Here is a 25812-nt window from a genome sequence, read left to right as displayed (position 1 = left end):
TTACCTGTATCGGTTAAGACAAGAGCGTGCCGCGCTCATGGGCGAGGGCCGGCATGCGTTGGCAATAGCTCAGCACAGTATTGTGCAGCAGCATGGTTACCGTCATTGGCCCAACGCCGCCGGGCACTGGAGTAATGGCCGAGGCGATGGGGCTAACCGCTTCATAGTCTACATCTCCAACGAGCCGATACTGGCCTGCCGATGTCTCAATGCGATTAATGCCGACATCAACCACGATCGCGCCCGCTTGAATGTGGTCAGCGGTGAGAAAATGCGATCGCCCGATCGCACTCACCACAATATCAGCACTGCGAGTCAGCGCCGACAAATTGTGGGTGCGAGAATGGGCCACGGTGACGGTGGCGTTGGCTTCTAGCAGCATCAGGGCCATCGGTTTGCCGACCAAAATACTGCGACCAATGACCACCGCCTGTTTGCCTGCAATGTCAATGCCGTTAGCGTGCAGTAGCTGCATCACGCCCAGCGGTGTGCAACTGCGTAGGCCGGGCTCGCCGCGCACCAAGCGACCCAGGTTGACCGGGTGCAGACCATCGGCATCTTTATTGGGGTCAATGGTATTGAGCAGGGTGACGTCGTTAATGTGCTGGGGAACGGGAAGCTGGAGCAAAATTCCATCAACGCGCTCATCGGCGTTGAGCTCAGCAATCAGCCCTTCTAAATACGCTTGGGGGGTATCGCCGGGTAATTTTTGGCCAAAGGAGGCAATGCCGACGCGATCGCAGGCCCGCTCCTTATTCCGCACGTAAGCGGCACTCGCCGGGTTATCCCCCACCATAATGACGGCTAAGCCTGGGGGACGTCCTACCTGTGGCGTCCAATCATGCACCTTGGCAGTCAACTGGGCTTGAATTGTTTTGGCTAAGGCTTTGCCATCCAAAATTTGCGTCATGAATCTCCTAAGCTACCCTAATGAGCAATGGCTGATACGAGGGATAACTTTACCCTTAGTGACTGGTGTGATGATGGCGCCTGGACGGCGGCGATCACACGACTCTGCCACCATGTCCAGTCTCTCAGATTTAGCGGCTCCTTATCCTAAACGATTCTCAATGGCACGACTGACCCGACGCTTACAAGGATGGATTGGCGGCCTCACTGCTGGGGTTGCGGTGGGCTGTAGTTCAGCGGCGACGCTGCCGGGGCAACCCGAATCTGCCGGAGTCCATCTGCCATCGGGCATCGCCCAACTGGTGCGTCCGACGGTGGCCATTCAATCGCTGACCGCTGAGCAAACGAACGAGACGGTGCATATCGAAGGCACGGTGGTGCAGCAGGCACCGCTACTGACGGGGGGACTGTATCAAGTGCAGGATGATAGCGGCACAGTTTGGGTGCTGAGTAATGAGTCGGTCCCGGCGGTGGCGGCGACTGTCAACGTGGTCGGTATTGTGGAAGTGGAGGCGATCGCTGTCGAGGGCATCGACATCAGTGACTTTTATCTCCGCGAAACGTCACGGACCCTCACGGCGCCAGATACCCCCGCCGCCGCCACTGATGAAGCAGCGCCCAATCCTGACGAATCCCCGGCGCTGGATGACGCAGGCTAATCACACGGATTCGATATTGGCGGGCAATTTTGCTAAGGCTCAGCAATGAGGGCTCAGGAAAGCGCCCTGTGGTAAAAGCGCTGGCCCGCGCCCCGACAGCACCCACCAAATTGGCTCGTTCATTCGTCCGCGCCCCTCAGGGAATCAATTCATTTCAAACTTTACTGGCATGGAGTCTATAGTTTTCACCATTGAGGGTGCAGACATTTCGCGCCACTATAGAGAGATATGTTCTCTCGGCCCTGAGCCAGTGGCCTTGCCCTGCATCTGTTTCAGAGCTTTACCATGACTTCGGTTGCATCTCCACCCTCGCAATTTATCCCGTGTTCCCGAGAGCCTATGACTGCTTCCACGGTTCCTGGCAGCGATCGCCACACCATCTTCGTGGTCGAAGACCATCCCACCACCTTGGCGGGTATTCACAGTATTCTTGAGCGATTTGGCAACAATATCGACCTGGAAACGCTGACGACTTTGCAAGAGGCGCGCGAAGCCGTACAGCGGTTAGAGCCCAATTTGATGGTGCTGGACTTGCAGTTGCCCCAGAGCGCGGGAGAAAGCGCCTCGACCGAAGCGGGCATTCAGTTTCTAAAGGAGCTGATGCTGCAGCATCCTTTTTTGAATATCGCGGTTCACACCTCTTATCCCGACGCCCTGGTACGCATCATTCCTGACATCGATAATCATCGGGGTGGCTTCACCGTTACGAGCAAAGATAGCTCTACGGAAAAGGCCTTTGAACGCTTCAAGGCGGCTCTGCAAGGCTACACGCACACCCGCGATATTCGTAGTTTAAAGGCGGGATTGGAGCTGAAGCCGGAATGGTTAGAAACGCTGGATTTAGCCTGTAAAGAGGGATACCAAGATCGGGCGATCGCCAAGCATCTCCACGTTTCAGAAAGCATGGTGCGCAACTATTGGAGTAAGATTTACGACGTTTTGGGCATTTTTCCTGAGGACGCTAAAAATGAAGGGCGCAATCTCCGCATCGTCACTTGTCTCAAAGCCCGCGACGAAGGTCTGATTGAATAGCACTAGCCAATAATGACGATGCTGCCATTCTTCAAAGCACCAACTCGCCGATTAAAACGTCTGGCTCGTAAGTCTTCGAAATGGCCCATCGGTTACGCCATCATTGCCGGAGTTTTACTCACTCGCAGTCTAGGATTATTCACCAGTTTAGAGCTACAAACGCTCGATTTTTTGCTTCAAAATCGGTTCTCAGAAGAGACTGACGAAGCCATCGTCATCGTTTTGTTTGAGCGCAATACGTTACTCATAAATCAAAACGATCACACAGAACTCACCGAGCAACGAATTGCTGAGTTATTAAAAATTGTATTATCTGCTGACCCTGCAGTGGTTGGGTTGAATATCTTTTTGGATGATCAAAGTAATGCTCCTGGAAGAGAGCAACTTGTCGAACTCTTCAAATCTCATCCAAATTTGATTGGCGTTCAAAAAGTGCTACCACCACGCACTATCGATCCACCCAAAGAATTGTCAGAAGCGATAATCGCTCAGCAATTTGGCATGAATGATGCTCCCACAGATCAGGATGGACGAATTCGTCGTACGTTTCTCGGGTCTTATTTAGATGATCGCGATGGTATTCCAGACAACAATCCATTTAAATTTTCGTTTTCCTTTAAGCTCGCAGAAGCCTACCTTGAGACGCAGGGATATGGTTTAGAAAACCATCCTCGACAACCTGATATACCTGTATTCAAATTAGAAGATACTGAATCATTTATAAAAATTCCAATATTAAAGCTTCACAGTGGAGGATATCATCGAGAGACGAATATTAGTGATATTCAAAGTTTGCTGAATTTTCGCTCGGGGTCTAGCACCTTTCAGATTATTAATGCTTTTGAGTTGTTTAGTCGGTCTTTAGAACCTAGTTTTTTAGAAGGGAAAGTAGTCATCGTTGGACAAACTGATTCTGACTTTCCGCGATTCCTTCCGGTTACTGCTTCCTCTGGTCTGATTCAAGGAGAAATTGATGAAGATGCGATTATTCCTCGCATGGGTATTGTGGGGGCAGAACTAGAAGCGCATAGTGCGAGTCAACTGATAAACGCGGTTGTTGATGGTCGTCCGCTGCTACATACACTGCCCCCGAGTGCGGAAATTTTGCTCATTATTGGTGCTGGCTTGACGGGCATCTGTGTGAGCCTCTCAGTTGGAACATCGGCGCGAGGGGCGATCGCGCTCTTGGCCTGTACTGTCCTCGGCTTCCTATTTTGCTATTGGTGCATTGTGCAATTTGGGTTGTGGTTGCCAGTGACTCCGATGGCGATTTGTTTACCCCTGGCAGGCATTACTTATCTCGGTTTTAACTACCGCAGTCAGCGCCGAGCCTTACTCACTCAACGCGCCAAATTGCGCCAAGCAAATGTGTTAGAAGCTGAGCGGCGCAAAGCGATCGAGCGAGCATTTAGTGCCATTCATGCTGGCCCATTACAACGACTATCACGGTTGCTGCGCAGCGCTAAAGACGGCAATTTACAACAAGACCACATTGTTCAAGAACTAGAATCACTCAATAAAGAAATTCGCGGTGTGGGGGAAAGACTCAGGCAAGAAGCGATCGGTGATGTTTATTTTTTCTATTCTGAGGGTGATATCAAACTTGATCTGACACACCCGATGCACGAGGTGCTGTACGAAGTTTACAGTTTGGCCGTACAACGTAAATTGCCCGGATTTGAAACAGTGAAAGTTCGGGCAGTCGCGATCGAACCATTTAACTGTAAAACGCTCAATTTGGATATTAAACGCCAGCTTTGTTGGTTCCTAGAAGAATCACTGCAAAATATTGGTAAACACGCAATTGGAACCACTAGAATTCAAGTCTCTGGAAAACATCTTGACGAATTTTACAGTTTAAAGATAGAGGATAATGGCCCTGGCATTCAGTCCTCTCATCTGGGAGAAGGCACCCAGTCTTTCTATCGTTTAGAGACTTTATTACGTGGTAAGTTTGCCCGGTTTTCTAAGCCTAATGGCGGCACGGTTTGCGAGCTGAGTTGGCCATCATCCTTCAACACAAGTTGATGACTCTTGCTGAGCTTGTTCGACGGCTGGGCTATTTTTGTTTGCTGACAAATGGGTGTTTACAGGCATAAGGAAGAAAGACTATGAATCTATCAAGTTGCTATTATTTTTTATCGCGGACTGCTGTGGTAGTCGCGATCGCGGCTGCAACCTTGGCCGGGGCTAGCTTAAGTGCGCAAGCGGATTATGTCCCGCCCGGGGGCGAGCCTCCCACTGGTCGAACGTCGACCTCTGGTATGCGCCTTTGAGCCATCCATATTTAACAGCTATATTTTTCTCACTATGGCTTTGGTGACTGAGCGCGTCAGCGGCCTCAGGTCGACACCAACGCTGCTGATTGTTGTGCAAAGACGTCTGATGGCAGTCAGCGTCATGCCTTTGTTTGACAAGCTGGGATGAGCATTCTGCCCGATTGACGGCTGGATTCTGGGTTGAATCTAAGCCGCTACTTGGTGTGCTTTTGGCTGAAAGCATTGCTACTTTCTGCAGCGAATTCAAATCAAAACGCATTGAGGGAGCCTCGGGGAAATTACTACCCTTTAGATGAATCTCGTAAGGGAGATCATCATGAACCTGTTGAAAACACTGTTCAGCTCAGATTTGGAGGACACGAATTTCTTCGAAACGACTTATCCCTTAACGAATGACTTTCTGGATAGCGATCAAGCGGCTTGGTATGCCCAATCAGAGTCAACTGCTGTAGTGAAGACGGAGATTCAACCGGGGCAACTCGGTCGGGTCCGGTTTCAGGGAGTCCGCTGGCGGGCTTGCTGCGATCGCCCCATAACCCTAAAAGAAGAGACGCGAGTCAAGGTGCTGGGCCGCCGCGCCAATATTCTGGTGGTGGAGCCGATTGAGGCCTGTGTCACCTGCTAAGCATGTGATTGATGTTCACTAGTAAATGAAACCGCGCCCCGGTTAAGGTAAGTTCCTTGGCCGGGGCGTTTGAGTTTTAGTTCACTCGCACGAGACGAATCTCGGTGCGCTGTTGAGCGGAGTCGGTGGGGTCAACACCGGAGAGGGGAAGATAGAAGCCTTTGCCCTCTGCCACGATGTTGTGCTGAATGCCCTGGCTGCGCAAATAGTCCACTACGACTTGGGCGCGGGCTTGGCTGAGCTGCTGATTGAGGCCCGGATCGCCGGTGCGGGAGGTGTGGCCGATGACGCGCACGGCGACTGTTTCCGGGTTGAACTCTTGAATTTCTTGGACGAGCCCTTGCAGGGTTTGCTGTCCGGCGGCGGTGAGCTGGGCGGAACCCGTGCCAAATTCGACTTTGCCCTGCACGTCCAGATTGCCAATGTCGGGGGCAGCTTGCACCTCCTCGGCAGTGACTTGCGGGATGCTGAGGGTTTGCTCGGTGCTGCCTGCCAAACGTTCGGCGAGTTCGGGATTGTCGGCCCGCACCAGTTCAATTAAGGTTTGGGTATTTTGGGCGGCGTCGCTTAAGTAGGCGGCGGTGAACAGGTCGGCGGGATTGCTGGGCAAATCATTCAGGCGACCGGACAGCACGAGGACGGCAGCGATCGCTTCAATCCGGCGCTGCAAGGTACCATCGGTCATCCAGGTTTGGGCTTCGGCGGCGGTGAAAAAGTCGATGCCCTGCAAAACGGCTCCGGCGTCGCTGGGGGAGAGGGACCCATCTTCGGCAATTTGGGTTTGCAGTTGCGAAGCATCGCGCACGTTGGAGTCGATGCGGCGATAGTAGTTTTCCAGAAAGGCGGATATCAGTTCGGGGCGGGACTGGATGAGGCGATCGGAGGCGACGATCACATCCACGATGGAGTTGGGCGCGTCGTTGCTGGAGAGGACGACGGTGTAGCCCTGCTGGCGAGCCTGGGCCACGAACGGTTCCCACAGCACGGCGATCGCCACATTTTCGTTGGGGTCTTGCATCAGGGCCCAGGCTTCCGAGGCATCGGCCACCCGCACCACTTCAAAATCGGCCAGGTTAAAGGCGTCGAATTTGGTATCCAGCACCAGCGCCAAATATTCACTGGGCGTATCGCCCGCAAAGGCGATTTTGAGGGATTGTCCCTGGCTCTGGGCCTGCTGCACCAGCGGCGCCAAGTCGAGCAGTGAGGTCAGCGACGAATATTGAGGCGTGTTCAGCACCACCGCATCGGCCCCAATGGTGCGATCGATCATGCCGACAATGGTGCCCTCGGGCTGCTGCTGCAGATATTGATCGAGGGTGGTGACGATGAGGTCGGCCTCGCCAGAACCCAGCGCAGCGGCGCGGGCAGCTTGGTCGAACTCGTCGCCATAGGCCAATGTGAGGCCAGTATCAGCCAACACGGTTTGAAAGGCTGCGTTGCGAAAGGTGCTGTAGCCGCTAAAAGTATCCCCCAACAAGGTGAGCTGGGTTTCTCCCTGGGGGGCGATCGCACTCTGGCTATTGGTCGTATTGCTGTTGCCCAATAAGTTGGGAGCGGCTTTGCTGAGATACCAGGCTCCCCCACCCAGCAACCCGGCGGTAATCACGAATGTACCGACCAGGGCGGGATAGTTGGTTTTTGTCATCGATTTGAGGTTTCCTTAACCCTGGAAATGCCTACAACTTGTTTACCCAAAATTGCAGAAAATGGGGCCAAGGGCATACAAAAATCATAGGTCGCAGTCCACCTGCTCCGTAGTCGCTCTCACTTTAAATCCAAATGACGACCGAGTTCGTACTGATGACGACGTTGGTGTTCGTGTGGGGACTGGTTAGAGGGTTATGGTTTCGTTGGCTCGCAAGTCGTTGTTGAAAGATCGGCCGAGATTTTGCTTTTCGCAAGCCGGCATTCTATTTGCCGTGAGTTTAGTGACGCTGCAACTGGGCCTGCTCCATGGTTTTAGTCGGTCGGTGGGGCGGTTGATTGACGAGTCGAGGGCTGATTTGTGGGTGGCCTCAACCGACATGGTGAATCTGGAACTGTCTATGCCGATTCCGTATCAGATGGTCGGTCAAGTGCAGCAGATCGACGGCGTGGCCCGGGCTGAGGGCTTGACGGTGCAGGGCGGACTCTGGCGCGACTCTCAGGGACAGATGGAACTGGTAAGGATTTTTGGCTTTGAGCCGGATGGTGCTCTGTTTGCGCCGGGCAAGGTGGTGGTGGGCGATCGCCAAAGTTTGTCGCAGCCCCATGCGGTCATGGTGGATGCTACGACGCTGGATACCCTCAATGTGAATCGTCCGGGCGACCAAGCGCAAATTGGTTCGGTGCCAGCCACGGTAGAGGGCTGGTCTGAAGGGAGCCAGTCGGTGGTATCGAGCGCGTTTGTGTTTACATCGCTGGAGAATGCGAATACGTTTGTGGACTTTCAGCTGCAGTCGTCGGTGGAGTGTGAAATGCAAGACAGCGGTTTTGCCTGTGACGCGGCCTATGTGAATACGCGAGCGACCGCGGGGGGCGCGAGTACCCCAGTGCCCCCAAGCGATCCGCAACCGATGACGGCGGCCGACTTGACCAGTTTCGTGTTGGTCAGCGCTGAGGATGGCGTTGAGGTTGAAACGCTCCGCAGCCAGATCCAGGCATCTTTGCCGAGTCACATGCAGGTCTTGACCCAGGCGGAAATGGCTCAACAAACCCGCCAGTATTGGCTGAGCCGAACGGGCATTGGTCTGGTGTTGGGCCTGGGGGCGATCGCTAGCGTTGGCGTCGGCATGGTGATCATTGGGCAGATTCTTTACGCTTCCGTCTCCGACCACATTCAAGAGTTTGGCACCCTCAAGGCGATTGGTGCTTCGAACTCTAAAATCGCCAAAATTGTTTTGGAGCAATCGGCCTGGATGGCCGTGATTGGCTATGGCCCCAGTATGCTCATCTGCTCTGGTTTTGGGTTCTGGCTGTATACAACGCAAGGCATTTTGGTCTTAATCACGCCGCTGACGGCCCTCAGTATTTTGGGCATCACCGTGGTGATGAGTGCCGGATCAGCGCTATTTGCGGTGCAAAAGGTGTGTCGGATTGATCCGATGACGGTCTTCAAAGCTTGAGCTGCGCCACCAGCGCGGTGACGATCGCCCGCAGCTGCTCGCGCTTGAGCATGGGTCCAGCTGGCTTTCTTAACGATTTGCAGTAATTCCTGTCGGTTTATGTATATCTCTTTTCTCCAACGTGGTGTTTTGGCGGCTCAATCCCTCAGCGGGCAACTGCGATCGCAGCCGCTGGAGTTCGGGGCGGTGAGTCCTGGTCAACCCGCAATCGCCGCCCGGCATATCAGTATGGAGTACGCGACTAAATCTCGATGTGAAAGCGTACTCAAAGATATCAATCTGACCCTGGAAGCGGGGCGGGTGCATTTGCTGATGGGGCCTTCGGGGTCTGGCAAGACGACGCTGCTGTCAATCTTAGGCGGCATCCTAACGCCGACGGCGGGGGAAGTGGATTTGCTGGGCTGCTGCATCACGCGGCTCACGCCCGCCCAACGCAGCCAATTTCGCCTCCAAAATTTGGGCTTTGTGTTTCAGGGCTTTAATCTTTTCCCGGCCCTGACGGCGGCAGAAAATATTGAAGTGGTGCTGAACTTGTTAGCGATTGACGGAGATCGGGCGCAAGCTCGGGCCATCGAGCTGCTGGATTTAGTCGGGATTGCTCACAAGGCGAATTCTCTGCCGGAAGATTTGTCGGGTGGACAGAAGCAACGGGTGGCGATCGCTCGCGCCTTGGCCCATCAGCCCAAACTCATCCTGGCCGATGAACCGACTGCGGCCCTGGATCGCGATAGCGGTGCGACGGTCATTCAACTGTTGCAGCAACTGGCCGAACAGGCCGGGGCGACTGTCCTGATTGTGACCCACGATCCCCGGCTGCAGAGTGCCGCCCATCGAGTCATTGATCTCGAAGATGGCCAACTGCGATGAGGGCGATCGCCTTAGGTCGCGCCACAAAACCGCTTTAAGGCTAACCGGGCGGCCCCCACGACGCCCGCTTGATTGCCGAGCTTGGCGGTGAGAATTTGCAGGTCTTCGCGGGAGCTGGGCAACACTCGCTGTTCAATCTCTTGCCAGACGGTGGGCAAAAACAGATCCGCCCCCGCACTGATGCCGCCGCCGAGGATAATCGCTTCTGGCGTCAGGATGTAAATCAGGCTGGCCAGTCCCGCGCCCAAGTAACGGCCATATTGCTGCCAATAGGCGATCGCGGTTTCATCCCCGGCTAGGGCCTGGGCCGCTAACTTGCCGGGGTCGCAACCCATGTCGCGCCGCACCGCTTGCACGGAACAATGCTGTTCTAGCGATCCCCGATTGCCGCTATTGCAAGGGGGGCCGTTGGGATCGAGCGTGATCAGCCCCAACTCCCCAGCGGCTCCGGTGCGCCCGACAAACAGTTCGCCATTGAGAATGACGGCACCGCCGACTCCGGTGCCCAAGGTGAGGACAATCAAATCTTGAAAATCGTGCCCTGCGCCCAGCCACGCTTCGCCGAGTCCGGCGCAGTTGGCGTCATTGGCGAGGACGGTGGGCAAGCCTGTTTTGGCTTCGACCCAGTCGGCCAGGGGCACGTCGTGCCAGCCCGCTAAATTAATGGCAACGCGAGCGATGCGTCCTTGCGCACAGGCAGGACCGGGAGTGCCAATGCCGATCGCCCGCACCTGCCGATCCGGATCGAGCTGGTCAATCGCCTGCACGATCGCCGTCAGGACGGCTTCGGGCGTGGCGGGTTGGGGGGTATCGACCACAAGCTGGGCCAGGCAGTCTCCTGCTTGGGAATAGTGCCCGAGTTTAATGGCAGTGCCGCCCAGATCAACGCCGATGACTTGAGGTTCGTTGGCCACGAGGTTGCATCACGATGTGAGATCAGAGGCATTGTCCCAGATTTTGGCCGAGGGTTGGGCGGGGAGAGGCGTTATTGGTTTGGCGATGTTCTGATGATGGGGGGAGTGGGGGAGTTGGGGGGTAGGGGAGCAAGGGGGCAGGGAGGGCAAGGGAGTAAGGGAGCAAGGGAGTCAGGGGGCAGGGGGCCAAGGGGAGCCAGGGGGGCAGGGCGGGCAGATCACCATTACTGGAGGCGCATGAGTTTTTCGACGCCAGCGACGGCTTGGTTGAGGCGACTGGCCAGGATGCGGGCGACGGTTTGGTGAAATTCGGCGGCGATCGCGGGTTGCTCTTGTTGCATTTGGGTGAGCGATCGCTGCGACAGTTTGTACACCGTCGTGGGTTTATCGGCGACCCCGGAACCGGCGTATTCGGTCTGGCCGTACAACCCGATTTCGCCCACAATGGTGCCCGGCCCGCTGGTTTGTAGCGGCTTGGTTTTGCCATTCTCGACGGTCAACACGGTGGAGATTTGCCCTGTCTCAATGAAGTAGAGGGCATTGGCCGGATCGCCCTGCTGAAAGAGGCTTTCCCCGGCGGGCAAGCGAATTTTTTCCAAATACTGCATGAAGGGGCGCACCTGATCGGGGTCGGTAAAAAACTCCTCTAGCTGCATGGCGAAGGGGATGAAGCGTTTCCGACGAAAGGTGGCCTGGTCGATAATTTTGGCTTCGCACCAGTCAATGGCGGCATCCAAATTGGGGAAGGTGTAACAAATGGGATCGTCGGGGGCGATCGCCCCCTGTTTGCCCCGCAAAACGGCTTCGATCTGGGGGGATAAATCGGTGAAGAGTAAGTAAGCGTTGACCTGTTCGGCCAGGTGCTTCATTTTGACAAAGCTGTTGATTGCCGACGAATCGAGTCCGGAAACCAGGCGGAAATCGAGCACCAGGTATTGTTCGCGATCGCCATCGACGCTGTCGAAATAGGTGCGTATGTCGCTGAGCAGAGAATAGGCCGTGCCGAAGAACAGATAACCCTGCACCACAAAAATTTGGATGTGGTTGCCCTCGCGCTGCAAAATTCGCCGCTCATGAAAGGTGCGGTTGTGGCGACTGGGATAGGTCAGCCCTGACAGCCGATTGCGAATGACCTGAAGCGAGCTGTAGGTAATGACGAACAAGAGGCAAGCCACGAGCAGCCCCACACCGACGCCCGCCAGAAACCCAAACCGCGCCCCAATTAATAAGATCGCCAGCACGAGGCCATAGTCCACCCAGGACAGGCGAAAGTAAGCGTCATAAACCCATTCGATGAGCAAGCCGAGGCCGAGGTAAAGCAGCAAACCGCCGAGGATGGCCTTGGGCAAAAAGGCGAACAGACCGCTGCCCCAAATGGCGACCCCGGCGCAAAATCCAGCAGCGACCATGCCCGACAGACGGTGGGTGGCTCCGGCTTCCCGATTGAGCAAACTGCGGCTGACGGAGAGATGGCCCACCATGCCCCCCAAGCCGCCTGTGACCAGGTTGGCAATGCCCGCCACGCGCAACTCTTGATCAAAATCCATGTCCTCATCGGTGGCCATTTCGATGCTGGTGGCGCAGAGCAAAATGGTGATGGCGACGACGGCAAACAGGGTGAGCAGGCTCCCAGTTTGCGACCATAGGGCCGACCATTGCACCGCGTCCATCGATAGGGACTGCCAGGTTTGTAGCGGATTGGTGGCGCTGACGGGTTCCAACAGCCAGCCCTGGGCGATCGCCTGCTCCTGATTCAGCCCCAGCAGCCGCAGCAAGCCATGCACCAACAACGTCGCCCCCAGCAAAATCGACGGCAGCGTCCAGCAATTGTGAAAGCGTCCCAAGGCCCACTTGAGGACGAGGGTCAGCGCGAGTCCGGGCAGCCAGAGCAGCAGTTGCGGCAGTTCAAAAAAACTGGGTAAGTTGCTCAGGGTGGGGCTGACACCCGTCATGACTTTGATCGCCCCTTGCGCCAGCAGCAAGCCGACTCCGGCCAAAAAGCCCCCGACGACGGGATAGGGAATAAACCGGATGAAGCGCCCCAGCCGCAGGCGGCCCAACAGCCACAAGAATCCTCCGGTCAGGAAGGTGCTGCCCAAAATGGCGACCCAGATCGTGACGGCGATCGCGCCACTGTCTACCGTGCCCATGAGCTGGGTAGAAACGGTGGTGGCAATGAGCGCCAAAATAGCGGCGGCATTGCCATCTGGCCCGGCAATGATGAACGGCAGCGAACTGCCCCAGGCCACAATCAGCGCCAGCACGACGGCGCCCACTAGGGCACTGCTCACCCCGATGGACAAGTAGGGCGACAGGTCTCCCGAAAAAATCAGCGCCGCATAAGACACGCTGTAAGTCAGGGTCAGCAGTCCGGTAATCAAGCCCGCCGTCACATTAGGAATTAAGACCTGAGGCCGCCACAGTTTCATATCAGTTATCAGTCAACTTAACGAGGGCCATGAATTGCGAGCAGTACAGCTAGCCTAAACGAAGCCGATCCGGCAGACAGTCTTGACGGTCACTTCCTCGCGGCGGCAAATACCCAGGGCACTGCGCCGAGAGTCTGACTCTGTTGCGCCCGACGTTTCACCATACAGAATACGTCAGGTTAAATCCGCTGCCTTTGATGCGTTGGCGATGCATGGCGGTGCGGCGGTGTCACCCCATCGGGCGCTAATCCTCCACCGCTGGGCTCACCAAGTTTTACCGACTCTATCGTTTCGGCGAATTTCTGCGAGAGCGATCTATGCTGATTGAGCCCTTGATTTTTGAACCCATGGAGATCACGACCCCGTCGATTGAGGTTGCGGCAAAACGCAAAAAGCTCTGGTTGGCAGCGCTGAAACCGCCGATGTATAGCGTGGCGATTATGCCGATGTTGGTGGGTAGTTTGGTGGCCTTTGCGGAAACGCAGAGATTGCAGGCCGGTATTTTTGTGACGTTTGTGGTGTCGGCGATTCTGATTTTGGCTTGGGAGAATATTTCCAACGACGTGTTCGACTCGGCCACGGGGATCGACGTTAACAAACATCATTCTCTGGTGAATCTGACGGGCAAGAAGCGGCTGGTGTTTGCCATTGGCAATGGTTGCCTGGGGCTGGGGATTGCGGGGATCATCGCGATCGCCCTCCAACAGCAAGACCCGACTGTGCTAGTGCTGATTTTGCTGAGCTGCTTGTTGGGCTATGCCTACCAGGGGCCGCCGTTTCGTCTGGGCTATCAAGGACTGGGGGAAATTCTCTGCTTTTTTGCGTTTGGCCCGTTGGGGGTGGGGGCGGCGTATTACAGCCAAACTCAGAGCTGGTCGGTGGGCAGTCAGGTGGCGGGCGTCATTATCGGCATTACGACCTCGCTGGTGCTGTTTTGCTCCCACTTTCATCAGGTGGAGGATGACATTGCGGCGGGCAAGCGATCGCCCATCGTTCGCCTGGGCACCCAACGGGGGGCGCAGTTGATTCCCTGGTTGTGTGGGTTGGTGCTGGTGCTGATTGTCGTGGCGGCGATCGGGGGCTATTTGCCGCTGTGGTCTTTGTTGGCGCTGTTAAGTGGAATTTCGGCCATCCGACTGTCGCTCCAGGCGCTGACCTATCACGACCAGCCGGTGAAAATCTTCAACCTGAAGTTTTACGCGATCGGCTTTCACTTTTGGAGCGGCGTGCTGCTGAGTTTGGGGTTGGTGCTGCCATCGGTGCTGTAACCATGCGCGTGGAGGTTCGCCCCTACCGCCGTCCCTTTCGGCAACCGTTGCAGACGGCGCATGGCCCTTGGGCAGTGCGTGAGGGGATCATCCTGCGATTTGAAGATGAGCAGGGACAGGTGACCTTTGGCGAGATTGCGCCGATTCCCTGGTTTGGCACGGAAACGCTGGAGCAGGCGCGGGCGTGGTGCGATCGCTTCTCCCGCAATTTTGCCCTTGAGCAAATTGACGACATTCCCGACTCGTTGCCCGCTTGTCAGTTCGGGTTTGGGGCGGCCAGGGACCGGGTGGCTTGGGTATCTCCAGCACGATTTGAAATGCCTTCTCTAAAGCCACCCGGTCCCTTGAGCGTCTGCGCGCTGTTGCCGACGGGGGCAGCAGCGTTGGAGGGTTGGCAGGGGCTCTGGGAGCAAGGGCATCGCACCTTTAAGTGGAAGATTGGCGTGGCCGCGCTTGCGGAAGAATTGTCGCTGTTTCAGCAATTGGTAAAGGCAGTGCCCTCGGAACTACGGCTGCGGTTGGATGCCAATGGGGGACTCACCGGTGAGGAGGCCGCAACGTGGTTGGCCGAGTGCGATCGCGCTCCGCTCCCCATTGAGTTTTTGGAACAGCCTTTGCCGCCTGCCCAAATCCTGGACTGGCTGCCCCAGGTAAAGGGACAGTTTCAGACCGCGATCGCTGTAGATGAGTCGGTGGCGACATTCCGGCAGTTGCAGCAGGTCTATGAGCGAGTGGGGCGACAGGTGGTGTATGTGGTGAAGCCAGCGATCGCGGGCGATTCCCAGCGGCTAGCCCATTTCTGTTTACAGCATCGCCCCGATGTCGTCTTCTCCTCCGCGTTGGAAACGCCGATTGGGCGTCATCAAGCCCTTCGATTGGCACAAGCGCTGTGGAATCAAGGGATCTCCAAACGCGCTTTGGGCTTTGGGGTGGAGCACTGGTTTGCAGACGATTGGGCAACCCTGAGCGCCGAGGCACTATGGGCACAGCTATGACCCCCAGTGAAATTTTGCAGCGGCGATGGGGCGAACCCTGGCTGGTGGCAGCCGGAGCCGATACCTTCTGGCCACAGCTCGCCCAATGGCAACATCAGCTACAGCACACCCAGCCCCGTGACCTGTTGCTGGCAGAACCCGATCCCATTCGGCTTTTAGCAGCATTTTTCGCCGCCGCGCAACGGCCCTGCCGCATCTGGCTCGCTAACCCCCAGTGGGGCACTCAGGAATGGTCACAGGTCGCCGCCCAATGCCAGCCCGATCTCGTGATCGGCACCGTCCCCACCGCCATCCTGCGCTCACGGCAACAGGAAAAAAATAACAGGCAACAACTTCAAGACACTTCACCAATCCCACTTTCCTCACCAACCTCACTTTCTCCACCACCTAGCTCCCCAGCTCCCCAGCTCCCTAGCTCCCCAACCACCACTCTCCACATCCCCACAGGCGGCTCCTCGGGCAACATCCAATTTGCCACTCATACCTGGGAGACCCTGGCGGCGTCGGTATGGGGATTTTGCCGACATTTTGACTGCGATCGCACCAACGCCTACTGTTTACTGCCGCTATATCACGTCAGCGGGTTGATGCAGGCGATGCGGTGTCTGCTGTCGGGCGGGCGGTTGGTGATTCAGCCTTTTCGTGAACTGCTGGCAGCTCAGGATATCGAGCCTCTGACGGATCCCTCATTTCTCTCTCTTGTGCCGACGCAGTTGCAGCGGTTGCTGGCGAGCGATCACGATTTCACGCCCTGGCTGCGACAATTCACCGCGATCTTGCTGGGCGGTGCGCCCCCCTGGCCGAGCCTGCTCCAAACGGCGCGGCATCGACAATTGCCCCTCGCCCCCACCTACGGCATGACCGAAACCGCTTCGCAAGTCGCGACCCTGCTACCCCAGGAATTTCTGGCGGGTCACGCTGGCAGTGGTCGATCGCTGCCCCATGCCCACCTGAGCATTCTGGATGAGGCGGGCGACCCGTTACCGTCTCAGCAAGTGGGTCGGATTGCGATCGCGGCCTCCTCCCTCGCCCTCACCCGTGGGGCAACTCCTATCCCATCCCCCTTGCTGACGGGGGACTTGGGCTATCTGGACGCAGCCGGATTTCTCCATGTGGTCGGACGGGAAACGACGCTGATTTTCACCGGGGGCGAAAAGGTGTTGCCGCAGGAAGTAGAGGCGGCCATGCTGGCGACCGGGCTCGTGCAGGATTGTGCGGTGTTGGGGGTGCCGGATACGGACTGGGGAGAGCGGGTGGTCGCGGTCATCACCACGACTGAACCAGACCCGGAAATTCGCCTGCGATCAGCGCTCCAGGCCCAACTCAGCCCCTACAAAATGCCCAAGCGGTGGCTAGTGCGGGCAGAGTTGCCGCGCAATGCCCAGGGCAAGCTTAATCGGGCGGCGTTGCGGCAGTGGGTGATGAGTCAGTTGGGCTCCACTGCTGCAACCACTGGGTCAGCTCTGGCGTCAGGGGATGGCGCTGACGGGTAGCCGTCTCGATGCAGACGTGGCGGGTGGTGGCGATCGCCGCGCTTTTACCCCCGGCATTCAGCATTTGGTAGGCAATCTCAAAGCTATCTGGCCCAGTCGGGGTGGGGGTGAGCCGTACGATAATCTCATCCCCACACAGCAGCGGGCGATGAAAGTCGGCAGCGGTGTGCGTGATGGGAACGGCGATCGCTCCCCGACTAAAAAACGTTTTCAAATCAATGCCTGACGCCTGCAACGAGGCCTCATACGCTTCATGACAAATGCTCAAGAGTCGGGCAAAGTACACGACCCCGGCAGCGTCGGTATCTTGGAACCGAATTGTCCGTAGAAAGTCAAACGTCATCTCATTTCAAACTCCGCCAGCGATGGAGCGGTCTCGACTTCGCGTTGCTTTGCTCGACATGACAGAACTACGGTTACTGAGAGAACAGGATTGTATAAAGTCTGAGTTTTGTCGAACGCGCATCTTGCCCGTGCTTGAACAGCCGAGATGGCTGTCCACACGTAATTAAATTCCCAGTCCTTCAGAAGGTCTACTGATTGAGCCAACCTAACAGCGTTCTTTGGCGAGAGATTAATCGTCAACGCTGCAATACGGTTCTTTGCAATCAGCTAAAACTTTCCTATGTTGACATTACGATCAGAATCCCAGCTTCTCGTTAGTTTCAGGAGGCTCTTGATGGGATCCCCATTCTGGCAAATTCGCTACCGTCGCCTAGCCCGTTCTTTAGTTTGGGGTGTCGTCGGCATGACTGTGTTCACGGCTTGTGTGACACCCCCTTATATCCCTGATGAGTCCTCCGAAGATTCTGGCATGACTGAGCCAATGCCGCCTGAGATGGTGCCAGCGTCGGTCAGCGATCGCGTCCTCGAACAAGCGGCCACAGACTTGCAACTTCCGATCAGTGACCTGAGCATTCTCCGCTTTAATCAAGAAGTCTGGAGCGACGGCTGCCTGGGACTTGGGCGGCCTGATGAAGGCTGTTTGCAAGCGTTGGTGCCTGGCTGGCAGGTTGAAGTGGTGCATCACGACACCAGCGACTTTTACCGCACCGATGCGGATGGGACGGCCATTCGGCGATCGCCCCTCGATAACAATCTGCCCCCTTCAATCACTGCCAAGGTGCTTGACCTCGCTGCGACAGAAACCGGAATTTCGGCCCAGCAGTTGCAAGTGACCGCCGCCGAACCGCGCGTGTGGGATGGCTGTCTGGGCATCGCTAAGCCAGACACCGTCTGCACTGAGATCGCGATTTTTGGCTGGCGTGCGATCGTCGAGGGCAATGGCGAAATGTTGGTCTACCACACCGATATGACTGGCGACGACATTCGGTTGAACGATTTGGAATAGGGGCGATCGGGGGATTGGGGCACCTGGTAGGGGCGAGGCATTCTCGGGATAACGTTTCGTATGACCCAGTCGGGCGCTGCGAGAATGCCTCGCCCCTACAATCACATCGATCTCCCAATGTGGCGATCGCACCCGTTCATGCCTGCCATCAATCGCCTCGATGGTAAATTGCCCCGGCTTCCCAGAAATTGACCAATAATGATCACACTGATGGTGTTGGATTCTGGGGCTTGATCATATGGGACGGTGGCAGTTTTGGATCGATCGCGGTGGCACCTTTACCGATATTGTGGCGCGGCGACCGGATGGGCGACTCGTCGTCCATAAGCTGCTGTCGGAAAACCCCGATCGCTACCCCGACGCCCCCCTGCAAGGCATCCGCGACCTGATAGGACTGGCGACGGAAGATCCTATTCCCGCTGAGGAAATTGCCGCGCTGAAGATGGGTACCACCGTCGCCACCAACGCGCTACTGGAACGGAAAGGCGATCGCACCCTCCTCGTGATCACCGACGGCTTCCAGGATGCCCTCCGCATCGGCTACCAAAACCGCCCCGACATCTTTGCCCGCCACATCGAACTTCCCGAAATGCTTTACGAGCGCGTCATCGGCGTGCCCGAACGCATCGACGCCCACGGCGAAATCTTGCAACCCCTCACCCCTGACTCCGAGCCCGCGTTAGTTCAACAACTTCAGGAAGCCTACGACAACGGAATCAGAGCCTGCGCGATCGTCCTCATGCATGGCTACCGCTACCCCACCCACGAACAGCGCGTCGCCGACCTCGCCCACCAAGTCGGCTTCACCCAAATCTCCGTCTCCCACCAAGTCAGCCCCCTGATGAAACTCGTCAGCCGCGGCGACACCACCGTCGTCGATGCCTACCTGTCACCCATCCTGCGCCGCTACGTCGATCGCATTGCCAGCGCTTTAATTCAAAATTCAAAATTCAAAATACCCTTCGGGAAGGGCAAAGCCCTACAAAATTCAAAACTCCCCTCACCCACCCCACCTACCCATCCACCCTCCTACTCCCCCACCCGCCTGATGTTCATGCAGTCCAACGGCGGCCTCACCGACGCGGCCCTCTTCCAGGGCAAGGACAGCATCCTCTCCGGACCAGCGGGGGGCATTGTCGGCGCGGTGCAAACCAGCCTGCGGGCGGGATTTCAGAACATCATCGGCTTTGACATGGGCGGCACTTCCACCGATGTGTCTCACTTCAACGGGGAGTACGAGCGCACCTTTGAAACCGAAGTGGCGGGAGTGCGGCTGCGATCGCCGATGATGGCGATTCACACCGTCGCGGCGGGGGGCGGATCGGTGCTGCACTTTGACGGCAGCCGCTATCGGGTCGGGCCAGATTCTGCCGGGGCATATCCGGGGCCTGCCTGCTACCGTAACGGCGGACCGCTGGCGGTGACGGACTGCAACGTAATGCTGGGCAAACTCCAGCCCGATTTCTTCCCTCAGGTGTTTGGGCCGAACGGCGACTTGCCCCTGGATGCCGAGGGGGTGAAAGCGCAGTTCACGGAACTGGCCGATCGCATCCACCAGTCCACAGGCGACACGCGATCGCCCGAAGCCGTCGCCGCCGGATTCCTCGCGATCGCCGTCGAAAAAATGGCCAACGCCATCAAGAAAATCTCGGTGCAGCGGGGCTACGACGTGGCGGAGTACACCCTCTGCTGTTTCGGTGGCGCGGGGGGACAACACGCCTGCCAAATTGCCGAAGCCCTCGGCATGAGCGAGATCTTCATCCATCCCTACGCGGGAGTGCTGTCGGCCTACGGCATGGGCCTGGCGGATATTCGGGCATTGCGGGAGCGATCGCTGGAACTGCCCCTGCAACTCGAAACCCTCACCGAACTCGAAACCGTCCTCACCGAACTCGCCCGGTCTGGCCTGGAAGAACTGGAGCAGCAAGGCATCCCCGTCAATGTTGACGCCACTCCCCTCGCCTCCCAACCTGGCGTGGAAGTCCTGCCCCGCGTTCACCTGAAGTATGTCGGCACCGATGCGCCACTGATCGTCCCCTACGGCACCCAACCCGAAATGGCCGCCGCCTTTGCCGACCTGCACCGCCAGCGCTACGGGTTTGCCCAGCCCGACAAAGCCCTGATTGTGGACAGCGTTTCTGTCGAAGTCGTGGGCCAAACCGACGTACCCGCAGAACCCCGCCTCACCCGCCAGCGGGAAACGCCGCTCCTGCCCAAAGCCACCGTTCCCGTTTACATGGGCGATCGCTGGCACGACACCCCCATCTACCACCGCGACGACCTCTGCCCCGGCGACACCCTCCCCGGCCCCGCCCTGATCATCGAAGCCACCGGCACCAACGCGATCGAACCTCATTGGCACGCCACCTTCACCGACCTCGGCGCGTTGGTGTTAACACAATCCATACCCCGTACGGGCGAGGTATTCTCGGCATCTCCAACCCCGTACGGGCGAGGCATTCTCGAAATAACGTCTGCGGCCAATCCGAAAGGTAGTCGCGAGAATGCCTCGCCCCTACACGACCCCACCACCCCACTACCCGATCCCGTCCGCCTGGAAATCTTCAACAATCTGTTCCGGGCGATCGCCGAAGAAATGGGCGTCACCCTGCAAAACACCAGCACCTCCGTCAACATCAAAGAACGCCTCGACTTCTCCTGCGCCATCTTCGATGCCGAAGGCCAACTCGTCGCCAACGCCCCCCACATTCCCGTTCACCTGGGTTCAATGGGCGAAAGCGTCCAGAGACTGATCCGCGCCAAAGGCGACACCCTCCGCCCCGGCGACGTCTACGCCCTCAACAACCCCTACAACGGCGGCACCCACCTGCCCGACGTCACCGTCATCACCCCCGTCTTTTTAAATTCAAAATTCAAAATCCAAAATTCAAAACTCACCCCACCCACCTCATCTCCCCCATCACCCCATCACCCAGCCACCCAGCCACCCTCCCACCCCCCCACTCCCCACTTCTACGTCGCCTCTCGCGGACACCACGCCGACATCGGCGGCATCACCCCTGGCTCCATGCCTCCCCAGAGTCGCACTTTGGAGGAAGAAGGCGTGCTCATCGATAACTTCTTGCTAGTGGATCAGGGGAAGTTTCGGGAACGGGAGTTGCGAGAACTGCTCACCGGAGCCCCCTATCCCGCCCGCAATGTCGATCAGAACATCGCGGATTTGCAGGCCCAAATTGCTGCCAACGTAAAAGGTGTGGAGGAACTGCGTCGGATGGCGGAACACCAGGGACTCGACACGGTGCAAGCCTACATGGGCCATGTGCAGAACAACGCCGAGGACTGTGTGCGGCGGGTGATCGATCGCCTCTCCCCCGGTTCTTTCACCTATCCGCTGGATGATGGCAGCGAGATTCAGGTCACGATCGCCATCGATGCGGCAGACCGCAGCGCCATCATTGACTTTACGGGAACATCAGCGCAGCGATCGAGCAACTTCAACGCCCCCGCTGCTGTGTGTAAAGCGGCGGTGCTGTACGTCTTCCGCACGTTGGTGGATGACGACATTCCGCTGAATGCGGGCTGCCTCAAGCCGCTGCACATCATCATTCCGGAAGGCTCGCTGCTGAATCCCCAACCGCCTGCGGCAGTGGTGGCGGGCAATGTGGAGGTGTCGCAGGCGATCGTCGATGCGCTGTACGGAGCGCTCGGGGTGATGGCGGGTTCCCAGGGCACGATGAACAACCTGACCTTTGGCAACGATCGCTACCAATATTACGAAACCATCTGCGGCGGTTCGGGTGCGGGGCCTGACTTCGACGGCACCGACGCCGTCCACACCCACATGACCAACTCCCGCCTCACTGACCCCGAAGTGCTGGAGTGGCGCTATCCCGTCCTCGTCGATCGCTTCGAGATCCGTCAGGGCAGCGGTGGCGCCGGTCAGCACCGGGGCGGACACGGCATCTGCCGCAGCCTCCAATTCCGCGAACCTATGACCGCATCAATTCTCTCCAGTCACCGCACCGTTGCCCCTTTCGGCCTCGCGGGGGGAGAACCGGGCGCGATCGGGCGCAATCACCTGGTTAAAGCCGACGGCTCCGAAATGATGTTGGAAGGACAAGATCAGGTTGAGGTCGCTGCTGGAGACTCCCTCATTATCGAAACTCCTGGCGGCGGCGGCTATGGAGAGTTGGAGATGAGTACCGTTAGCTCATAAGCGCAGTAAAGAGGCAAGGGCGATCGCCCTCAGCCAAATGAAGCGAGAAGGTAGGGGGCGTCTCTACCATAGATACCTTCAGGCATAGATACCTTCAGGGTCCATCTCGGACTGCATTTTGCACTCCGTACCATGCGAGTTTTGTTTTAAAGCGTCTTACATACAAGGTCAGAGTGCAAAGGCTTTAATAGGAAAGCCAGAATTGATGTTCTAGAATGCCTACTCGCGAACAACTCATCCAATATTGGAAGTCAAAGGGGCGGTGGAAGTATGGGGCGCTGGCCCTAACAGCTCTATTGATAGCAGCGGGCTTAGGCTTCTTTTTTGATGCTCCTGGTGTTAGGGAATGTGTCACCTCAGCGAATCTGGAAAGATGCTACTTACTGGGGAAAACATTCTGGGACTGGCTTGGGTTAATAGGCGTCCCGCTATCGCTAGCCATCCTTGGCTACGTTCTTCAACGCCAACAACAGAAACGTGCAGCAGATGAAGAGAAAGAAGAAATCCTGCAAACTTACTTCGACCGCATTTCAGTGCTTTTGGTGGATAAGAACCTATTAGCCATCGCTTCTAAAGCTTATCCACGAACAAAGAAGAGTAAAGATCAATCAGAAGAGCTCCTTAAAACAATTCAATCTATTCAAGCTAAGTCCTTAACCTTTGAAGAAAAAGAATTATTAGCCGCCGCTGTCGACGTGATTCGGGCTCGAACTCTGTCTATCCTGAGACGGTTTGAACACGACGGCGTAAGGAAGGGGAATGTTGTTCGTTTTCTGATAGAGACTGAAGTTATTGGTAAAGCCAAGATGAATTTGAGTGATGCTGATCTGCGCGACGCCGATCTCTGCGGTACAAATCTCATAAATGCATACCTTAGCCATGCCGATCTGCGCGATGCCAATCTAAGTTATGCCTGGTTACGGGGTGCTTACCTCGGCGATGCCAATCTCGAAGGTGCCGACCTCGAAGGTGCCTACTTTGACGGTGCTGATCTCGGTGGTACCAACCTCAGCGTTGCTAACCTCAGCGTTGCTAACCTCAGCGTTGCCAAGCTCAACGGTGCCGATATCATCTGTGCCAACCTCCGCCATGCCAACCTCAACCATGCCAACCTCGAAGGCGCTAATCTCGGCGATGCCTACCTCGAAGGTGCTAATCTCAGTTTTGCAAGCCTCATCGATACTAACCTCAGCGGTACAAAACTCGTCCGTACCAACCTCCGAGATATTCGGTGGAATAAGAACACTCAGTGGCCTGTCCCTGAAGAAGTTGCCAAGGCTCGCAACATCCCTGAAGTGCTAAAGCAACAGCTCGGCATTGAGTAGCTTCAAATCTAGCTGCCCAAAGCGTTTTATCAATCTACGGTGTGCGGATTGCTGTTGCAGTTCGATGCTGCTCGTAAATTTGCGCTTTCTATGACAACTCTCTTAGCCACGATCGCAAGTTCAGTTCTGCTTCTACTTCGTTTTGCTGGCAGGTAGCGAGGAATTGGTAAAGTTCGTCTTTGGAGATGATTGGGAAAGTGGGGGAGCGATCGCGCTCCGCATACGCCCCATTTTCTAGCTGGTAAATGTGCCAAACTTTGCCATTGAATCGCCAAAATTCAGGAACACCCATTGTTGCGTAGAGGGCGTTTTTGTCAATGTCGGTATGGTTGATATCGACTTCCACCACTAGATCGGGCGGCGGGTCGGTATCTAAATTGATCGGACGTCCGGCGACTTGAGGCTGATGTTGGATGTAGTAGCCATTGTCGGGTTCGGCTCCTCGCTCTAAGTCTTCGCGATCGAGCGTCGTTGAGCCGAGGGTCTTGATTTTTAGGCCCAGTTCTACGACCAGAATGACGATGAAGCGCTCGATCAGGCGGGCATAAAACTCGTGCAGTTCTGAAGGCATCGTAATTTCGAGGGTGCCGCGATCGTAGGTGAGCCGTGCCCGTGTACGTTCGTTGAGCAGGGCTTTCATTTGCTGATAGGCAACCCAATCCATCCCCTGAAAAGCGACTCGATTTTCTCCAGGAGCGATCGGTAGGGCTTCAGCAGCGGGGGTTGCCATACGGCTTCTCAATGCAACACTTCAAGCGTTTTTGACTTGTTTACAAATCTAGCAAATCAACTCAAGAGAGACCCCCGGCTTCTCCGAGAAGCCGGGGGGCTGGGGACGATCGCTAAGGCAACTCAGTCGTGCCCATGAGGTAGCGATCGCACTCTCGCGCCACCCCTCTGCCCTCATTGAAGGCCCACACCACCAGGCTTTGCCCGCGACGGCAATCGCCTGCGGCAAACACACCGGGAATGGAGGTGGTGTATTGCTCATGCTCGGCTTTGATATTGCTGCGGCCATCTTGTTCCAGGCCGAGGGCGTCGATGATGGGCTGTTCGGGACCGAGGAAGCCCATGGCCAGCAGCACCAGTTGAGCGGGTAGCCGCTGCTCTGTGCCGGGAACGTGTTGGGGGGTAAAGCGGCCCTGCTCGTCCTTCATCCACTGGACCTGGACGGTGTGGACGGCAGTGACTTGGCCGTGCTCGTCGCCCTCAAAATGGGTGGCGGTGGTGGTGTAGGTGCGGGGATCTTGGCCGAACATGGCGGCGGCTTCTTCTTGGCCGTAGTCCATGCGGTAGATCTTGGGCCACTCGGGCCAGGGGTTGTTGGGGGCGCGGGTTTCGGGGGGCTTGGGCATGATTTCCAGTTGGGTGACGCTGGTGCAGCCGTGGCGGATGGAGGTGCCCACGCAGTCGGTGCCCGTGTCGCCGCCGCCGATGATCACGACATCCTTGCCCGCAGCGGTGATGTAGTCTTCGCCGGGGGAGCCATTCAGCACGGCTTGGGTGTTCGCAGTGAGGAACTCCATCGCGAAGTGGATGCCCTTGAGGTCGCGCCCTTCGATGGGCAAGTCGCGGGGACGGGTGGAGCCCGTGCAGAGGATCACCGCGTCAAAGTCTTTCACCAGCGTTGCGGTGGGCAGGTCTTTGCCGACTTCGGTGTTGCAGACAAAGGTGACGCCCTCGGCCTCCAGCACATCAAGGCGGCGCATGACGACCTTTTGCTTGTCCAGCTTCATGTTGGGGATGCCGTACATGAGCAGACCACCGGGTCTGTCTGCCCGCTCATACACCGTCACCCAATGTCCGGCGGAGTTGAGCTGGGCGGCAGCGGACAGCCCCGCAGGCCCGGAACCGACGATCGCGACCTTCTTCCCGGTGCGCTGGCTCGGCGGCGTGGGCGTAATCCAGCCCGCTTCCCAGCCCTTTTCAGCGATGGAGTACTCGATATTTTTGATGGTGACGGGGGGCTCGATGATGCCCAGCACGCAGGCCCCTTCGCAGGGCGCAGGGCAAACCCGTCCGGTGAATTCGGGGAAGTTATTGGTTTTGTGGAGGCGATCGAGGGCATCCTGCCAGCGTCCCCGGTAGATCAGGTCGTTCCACTCGGGGATCAGGTTGTTGATGGGGCAACCGCTAGCGGCGCGGTTCATTTCCATGCCCGTGTGGCAGAAGGGGGTGCCGCAGTCCATGCAGCGTGCGCCCTGGGTCTGCAAGTTTTCCTCGGGCATGTGGAGGTGAAATTCATCCCAGTTGCGGATGCGATCGGCGGGGGCGACTTCGTTCGCTACCTCGCGCAGAAATTCCATAAAGCCAGTTGGTTTTCCCATGATGTTGAAAGTGGTTAAGGGCAAGTGGTGCTTGATTCTGAAGCGAAGAGTTATCGTC

19 protein-coding genes are annotated in these 25812 nt (G+C 56.9%); 12 read left to right on the top strand and 7 right to left on the bottom strand.

Features of this window, described 5'->3' with window-relative positions:
* Positions 1 to 13: 13 nt before the first annotated feature.
* Positions 14 to 910, bottom strand: a complete 897-nt coding sequence (gene folD, locus DYY88_RS04695) for a bifunctional methylenetetrahydrofolate dehydrogenase/methenyltetrahydrofolate cyclohydrolase FolD (RefSeq protein WP_039725763.1) — start codon at positions 908 to 910, stop codon at positions 14 to 16.
* Between the two features lie 112 nt (positions 911 to 1022).
* Here folD and DYY88_RS04690 point away from each other — a divergent pair, with 112 nt between their 5' ends.
* From DYY88_RS04690 to DYY88_RS04675, 4 genes are all read left to right on the top strand, one after another.
* Positions 1023 to 1568 (top strand): hypothetical protein, encoded by a 546-nt coding sequence (locus DYY88_RS04690; RefSeq protein ID WP_160299512.1) that lies wholly within the window; start codon positions 1023 to 1025, stop codon positions 1566 to 1568.
* 339 nt (positions 1569 to 1907) lie between these two features.
* Positions 1908 to 2600: a response regulator gene (locus tag DYY88_RS04685; protein ID WP_039725762.1), complete on the top strand. Its 693-nt coding sequence runs from the start codon at positions 1908 to 1910 to the stop codon at positions 2598 to 2600.
* Positions 2601 to 2618: 18 nt separating this feature from the next.
* A complete protein-coding gene (locus tag DYY88_RS04680; protein ID WP_163685911.1) occupies positions 2619 to 4628 on the top strand; it encodes a sensor histidine kinase in 2010 nt (669 codons plus the stop codon).
* A 567-nt stretch (positions 4629 to 5195) separates the two neighbouring features.
* Complete coding sequence (locus tag DYY88_RS04675; protein ID WP_039725760.1) at positions 5196 to 5504, top strand: NfeD family protein; 309 nt, start codon at positions 5196 to 5198, stop codon at positions 5502 to 5504.
* A gap of 76 nt (positions 5505 to 5580) precedes the next feature.
* Here the strand turns inward: DYY88_RS04675 and DYY88_RS04670 are convergent, their stop codons facing one another.
* Positions 5581 to 7149, bottom strand: coding sequence for an OmpA family protein (locus tag DYY88_RS04670; RefSeq protein WP_039725759.1), 1569 nt, complete (start codon positions 7147 to 7149; stop codon positions 5581 to 5583).
* A 196-nt stretch (positions 7150 to 7345) separates the two neighbouring features.
* Here DYY88_RS04670 and DYY88_RS04665 point away from each other — a divergent pair, with 196 nt between their 5' ends.
* The gene (locus tag DYY88_RS04665; protein WP_039725757.1) at positions 7346 to 8608 is read left to right on the top strand and encodes an FtsX-like permease family protein; all 1263 of its coding nucleotides are present in this window, start codon (positions 7346 to 7348) and stop codon (positions 8606 to 8608) included.
* 99 nt (positions 8609 to 8707) lie between these two features.
* On the top strand, positions 8708 to 9475 hold the full coding sequence (locus tag DYY88_RS04660) for an ABC transporter ATP-binding protein (RefSeq protein WP_084606978.1): 768 nt from the start codon (positions 8708 to 8710) through the stop codon (positions 9473 to 9475).
* A gap of 11 nt (positions 9476 to 9486) precedes the next feature.
* Here the strand turns inward: DYY88_RS04660 and DYY88_RS04655 are convergent, their stop codons facing one another.
* Entirely contained in the window at positions 9487 to 10389 is a 903-nt protein-coding gene (locus DYY88_RS04655; RefSeq protein WP_039725756.1) for an ROK family protein, read from the bottom strand.
* 224 nt (positions 10390 to 10613) lie between these two features.
* Entirely contained in the window at positions 10614 to 12818 is a 2205-nt protein-coding gene (locus DYY88_RS04650; protein WP_039725755.1) for a SulP family inorganic anion transporter, read from the bottom strand.
* 317 nt (positions 12819 to 13135) lie between these two features.
* On the opposite strand from DYY88_RS04650, the gene menA reads away from it, so the two are divergent.
* From menA to DYY88_RS04635, 3 genes are read left to right on the top strand one after another with little or no spacing between them, the layout of a single operon-like run.
* Positions 13136 to 14086 (top strand): 2-carboxy-1,4-naphthoquinone phytyltransferase, encoded by a 951-nt coding sequence (gene menA, locus DYY88_RS04645; protein WP_242517572.1) that lies wholly within the window; start codon positions 13136 to 13138, stop codon positions 14084 to 14086.
* Between the two features lie 2 nt (positions 14087 to 14088).
* Positions 14089 to 15081, top strand: coding sequence for an o-succinylbenzoate synthase (locus DYY88_RS04640; RefSeq protein WP_039725753.1), 993 nt, complete (start codon positions 14089 to 14091; stop codon positions 15079 to 15081).
* Positions 15078 to 16574 (top strand): AMP-binding protein, encoded by a 1497-nt coding sequence (locus DYY88_RS04635; RefSeq protein ID WP_044151064.1) that lies wholly within the window; start codon positions 15078 to 15080, stop codon positions 16572 to 16574. Before DYY88_RS04640 ends, DYY88_RS04635 begins: the two co-directional genes overlap by 4 nt.
* Here DYY88_RS04635 and DYY88_RS04630 read toward each other — a convergent pair.
* Entirely contained in the window at positions 16474 to 16917 is a 444-nt protein-coding gene (locus DYY88_RS04630) for an acyl-CoA thioesterase (protein WP_072041299.1), read from the bottom strand. The two genes, DYY88_RS04635 and DYY88_RS04630, sit on opposite strands and share 101 nt — an antisense overlap.
* A gap of 336 nt (positions 16918 to 17253) precedes the next feature.
* Here DYY88_RS04630 and DYY88_RS04625 point away from each other — a divergent pair, with 336 nt between their 5' ends.
* From DYY88_RS04625 to DYY88_RS04615, 3 genes are all read left to right on the top strand, one after another.
* Complete coding sequence (locus tag DYY88_RS04625) at positions 17254 to 17925, top strand: DUF8738 domain-containing protein (protein ID WP_052288260.1); 672 nt, start codon at positions 17254 to 17256, stop codon at positions 17923 to 17925.
* Between the two features lie 238 nt (positions 17926 to 18163).
* Positions 18164 to 22102 (top strand): hydantoinase B/oxoprolinase family protein, encoded by a 3939-nt coding sequence (locus DYY88_RS04620; protein WP_039725751.1) that lies wholly within the window; start codon positions 18164 to 18166, stop codon positions 22100 to 22102.
* Between the two features lie 215 nt (positions 22103 to 22317).
* A complete protein-coding gene (locus DYY88_RS04615; protein WP_052288259.1) occupies positions 22318 to 23427 on the top strand; it encodes a pentapeptide repeat-containing protein in 1110 nt (369 codons plus the stop codon).
* 88 nt (positions 23428 to 23515) lie between these two features.
* Here DYY88_RS04615 and DYY88_RS04610 read toward each other — a convergent pair whose 3' ends face one another.
* Positions 23516 to 24157: a Uma2 family endonuclease gene (locus tag DYY88_RS04610; protein ID WP_044151063.1), complete on the bottom strand. Its 642-nt coding sequence runs from the start codon at positions 24155 to 24157 to the stop codon at positions 23516 to 23518.
* Positions 24158 to 24269: 112 nt separating this feature from the next.
* The gene (gltD, locus tag DYY88_RS04605; RefSeq protein WP_039729439.1) at positions 24270 to 25754 is read right to left on the bottom strand and encodes a glutamate synthase small subunit; all 1485 of its coding nucleotides are present in this window, start codon (positions 25752 to 25754) and stop codon (positions 24270 to 24272) included.
* Positions 25755 to 25812 lie beyond the last annotated feature (58 nt).

Origin of the sequence: Leptolyngbya iicbica LK, from assembly GCF_004212215.1 — a bacterium.
Taxonomy (GTDB): domain Bacteria; phylum Cyanobacteriota; class Cyanobacteriia; order Phormidesmidales; family Phormidesmidaceae; genus Halomicronema; species Halomicronema iicbica.
This window is presented reverse-complemented; position numbering and strand designations above follow the sequence as displayed.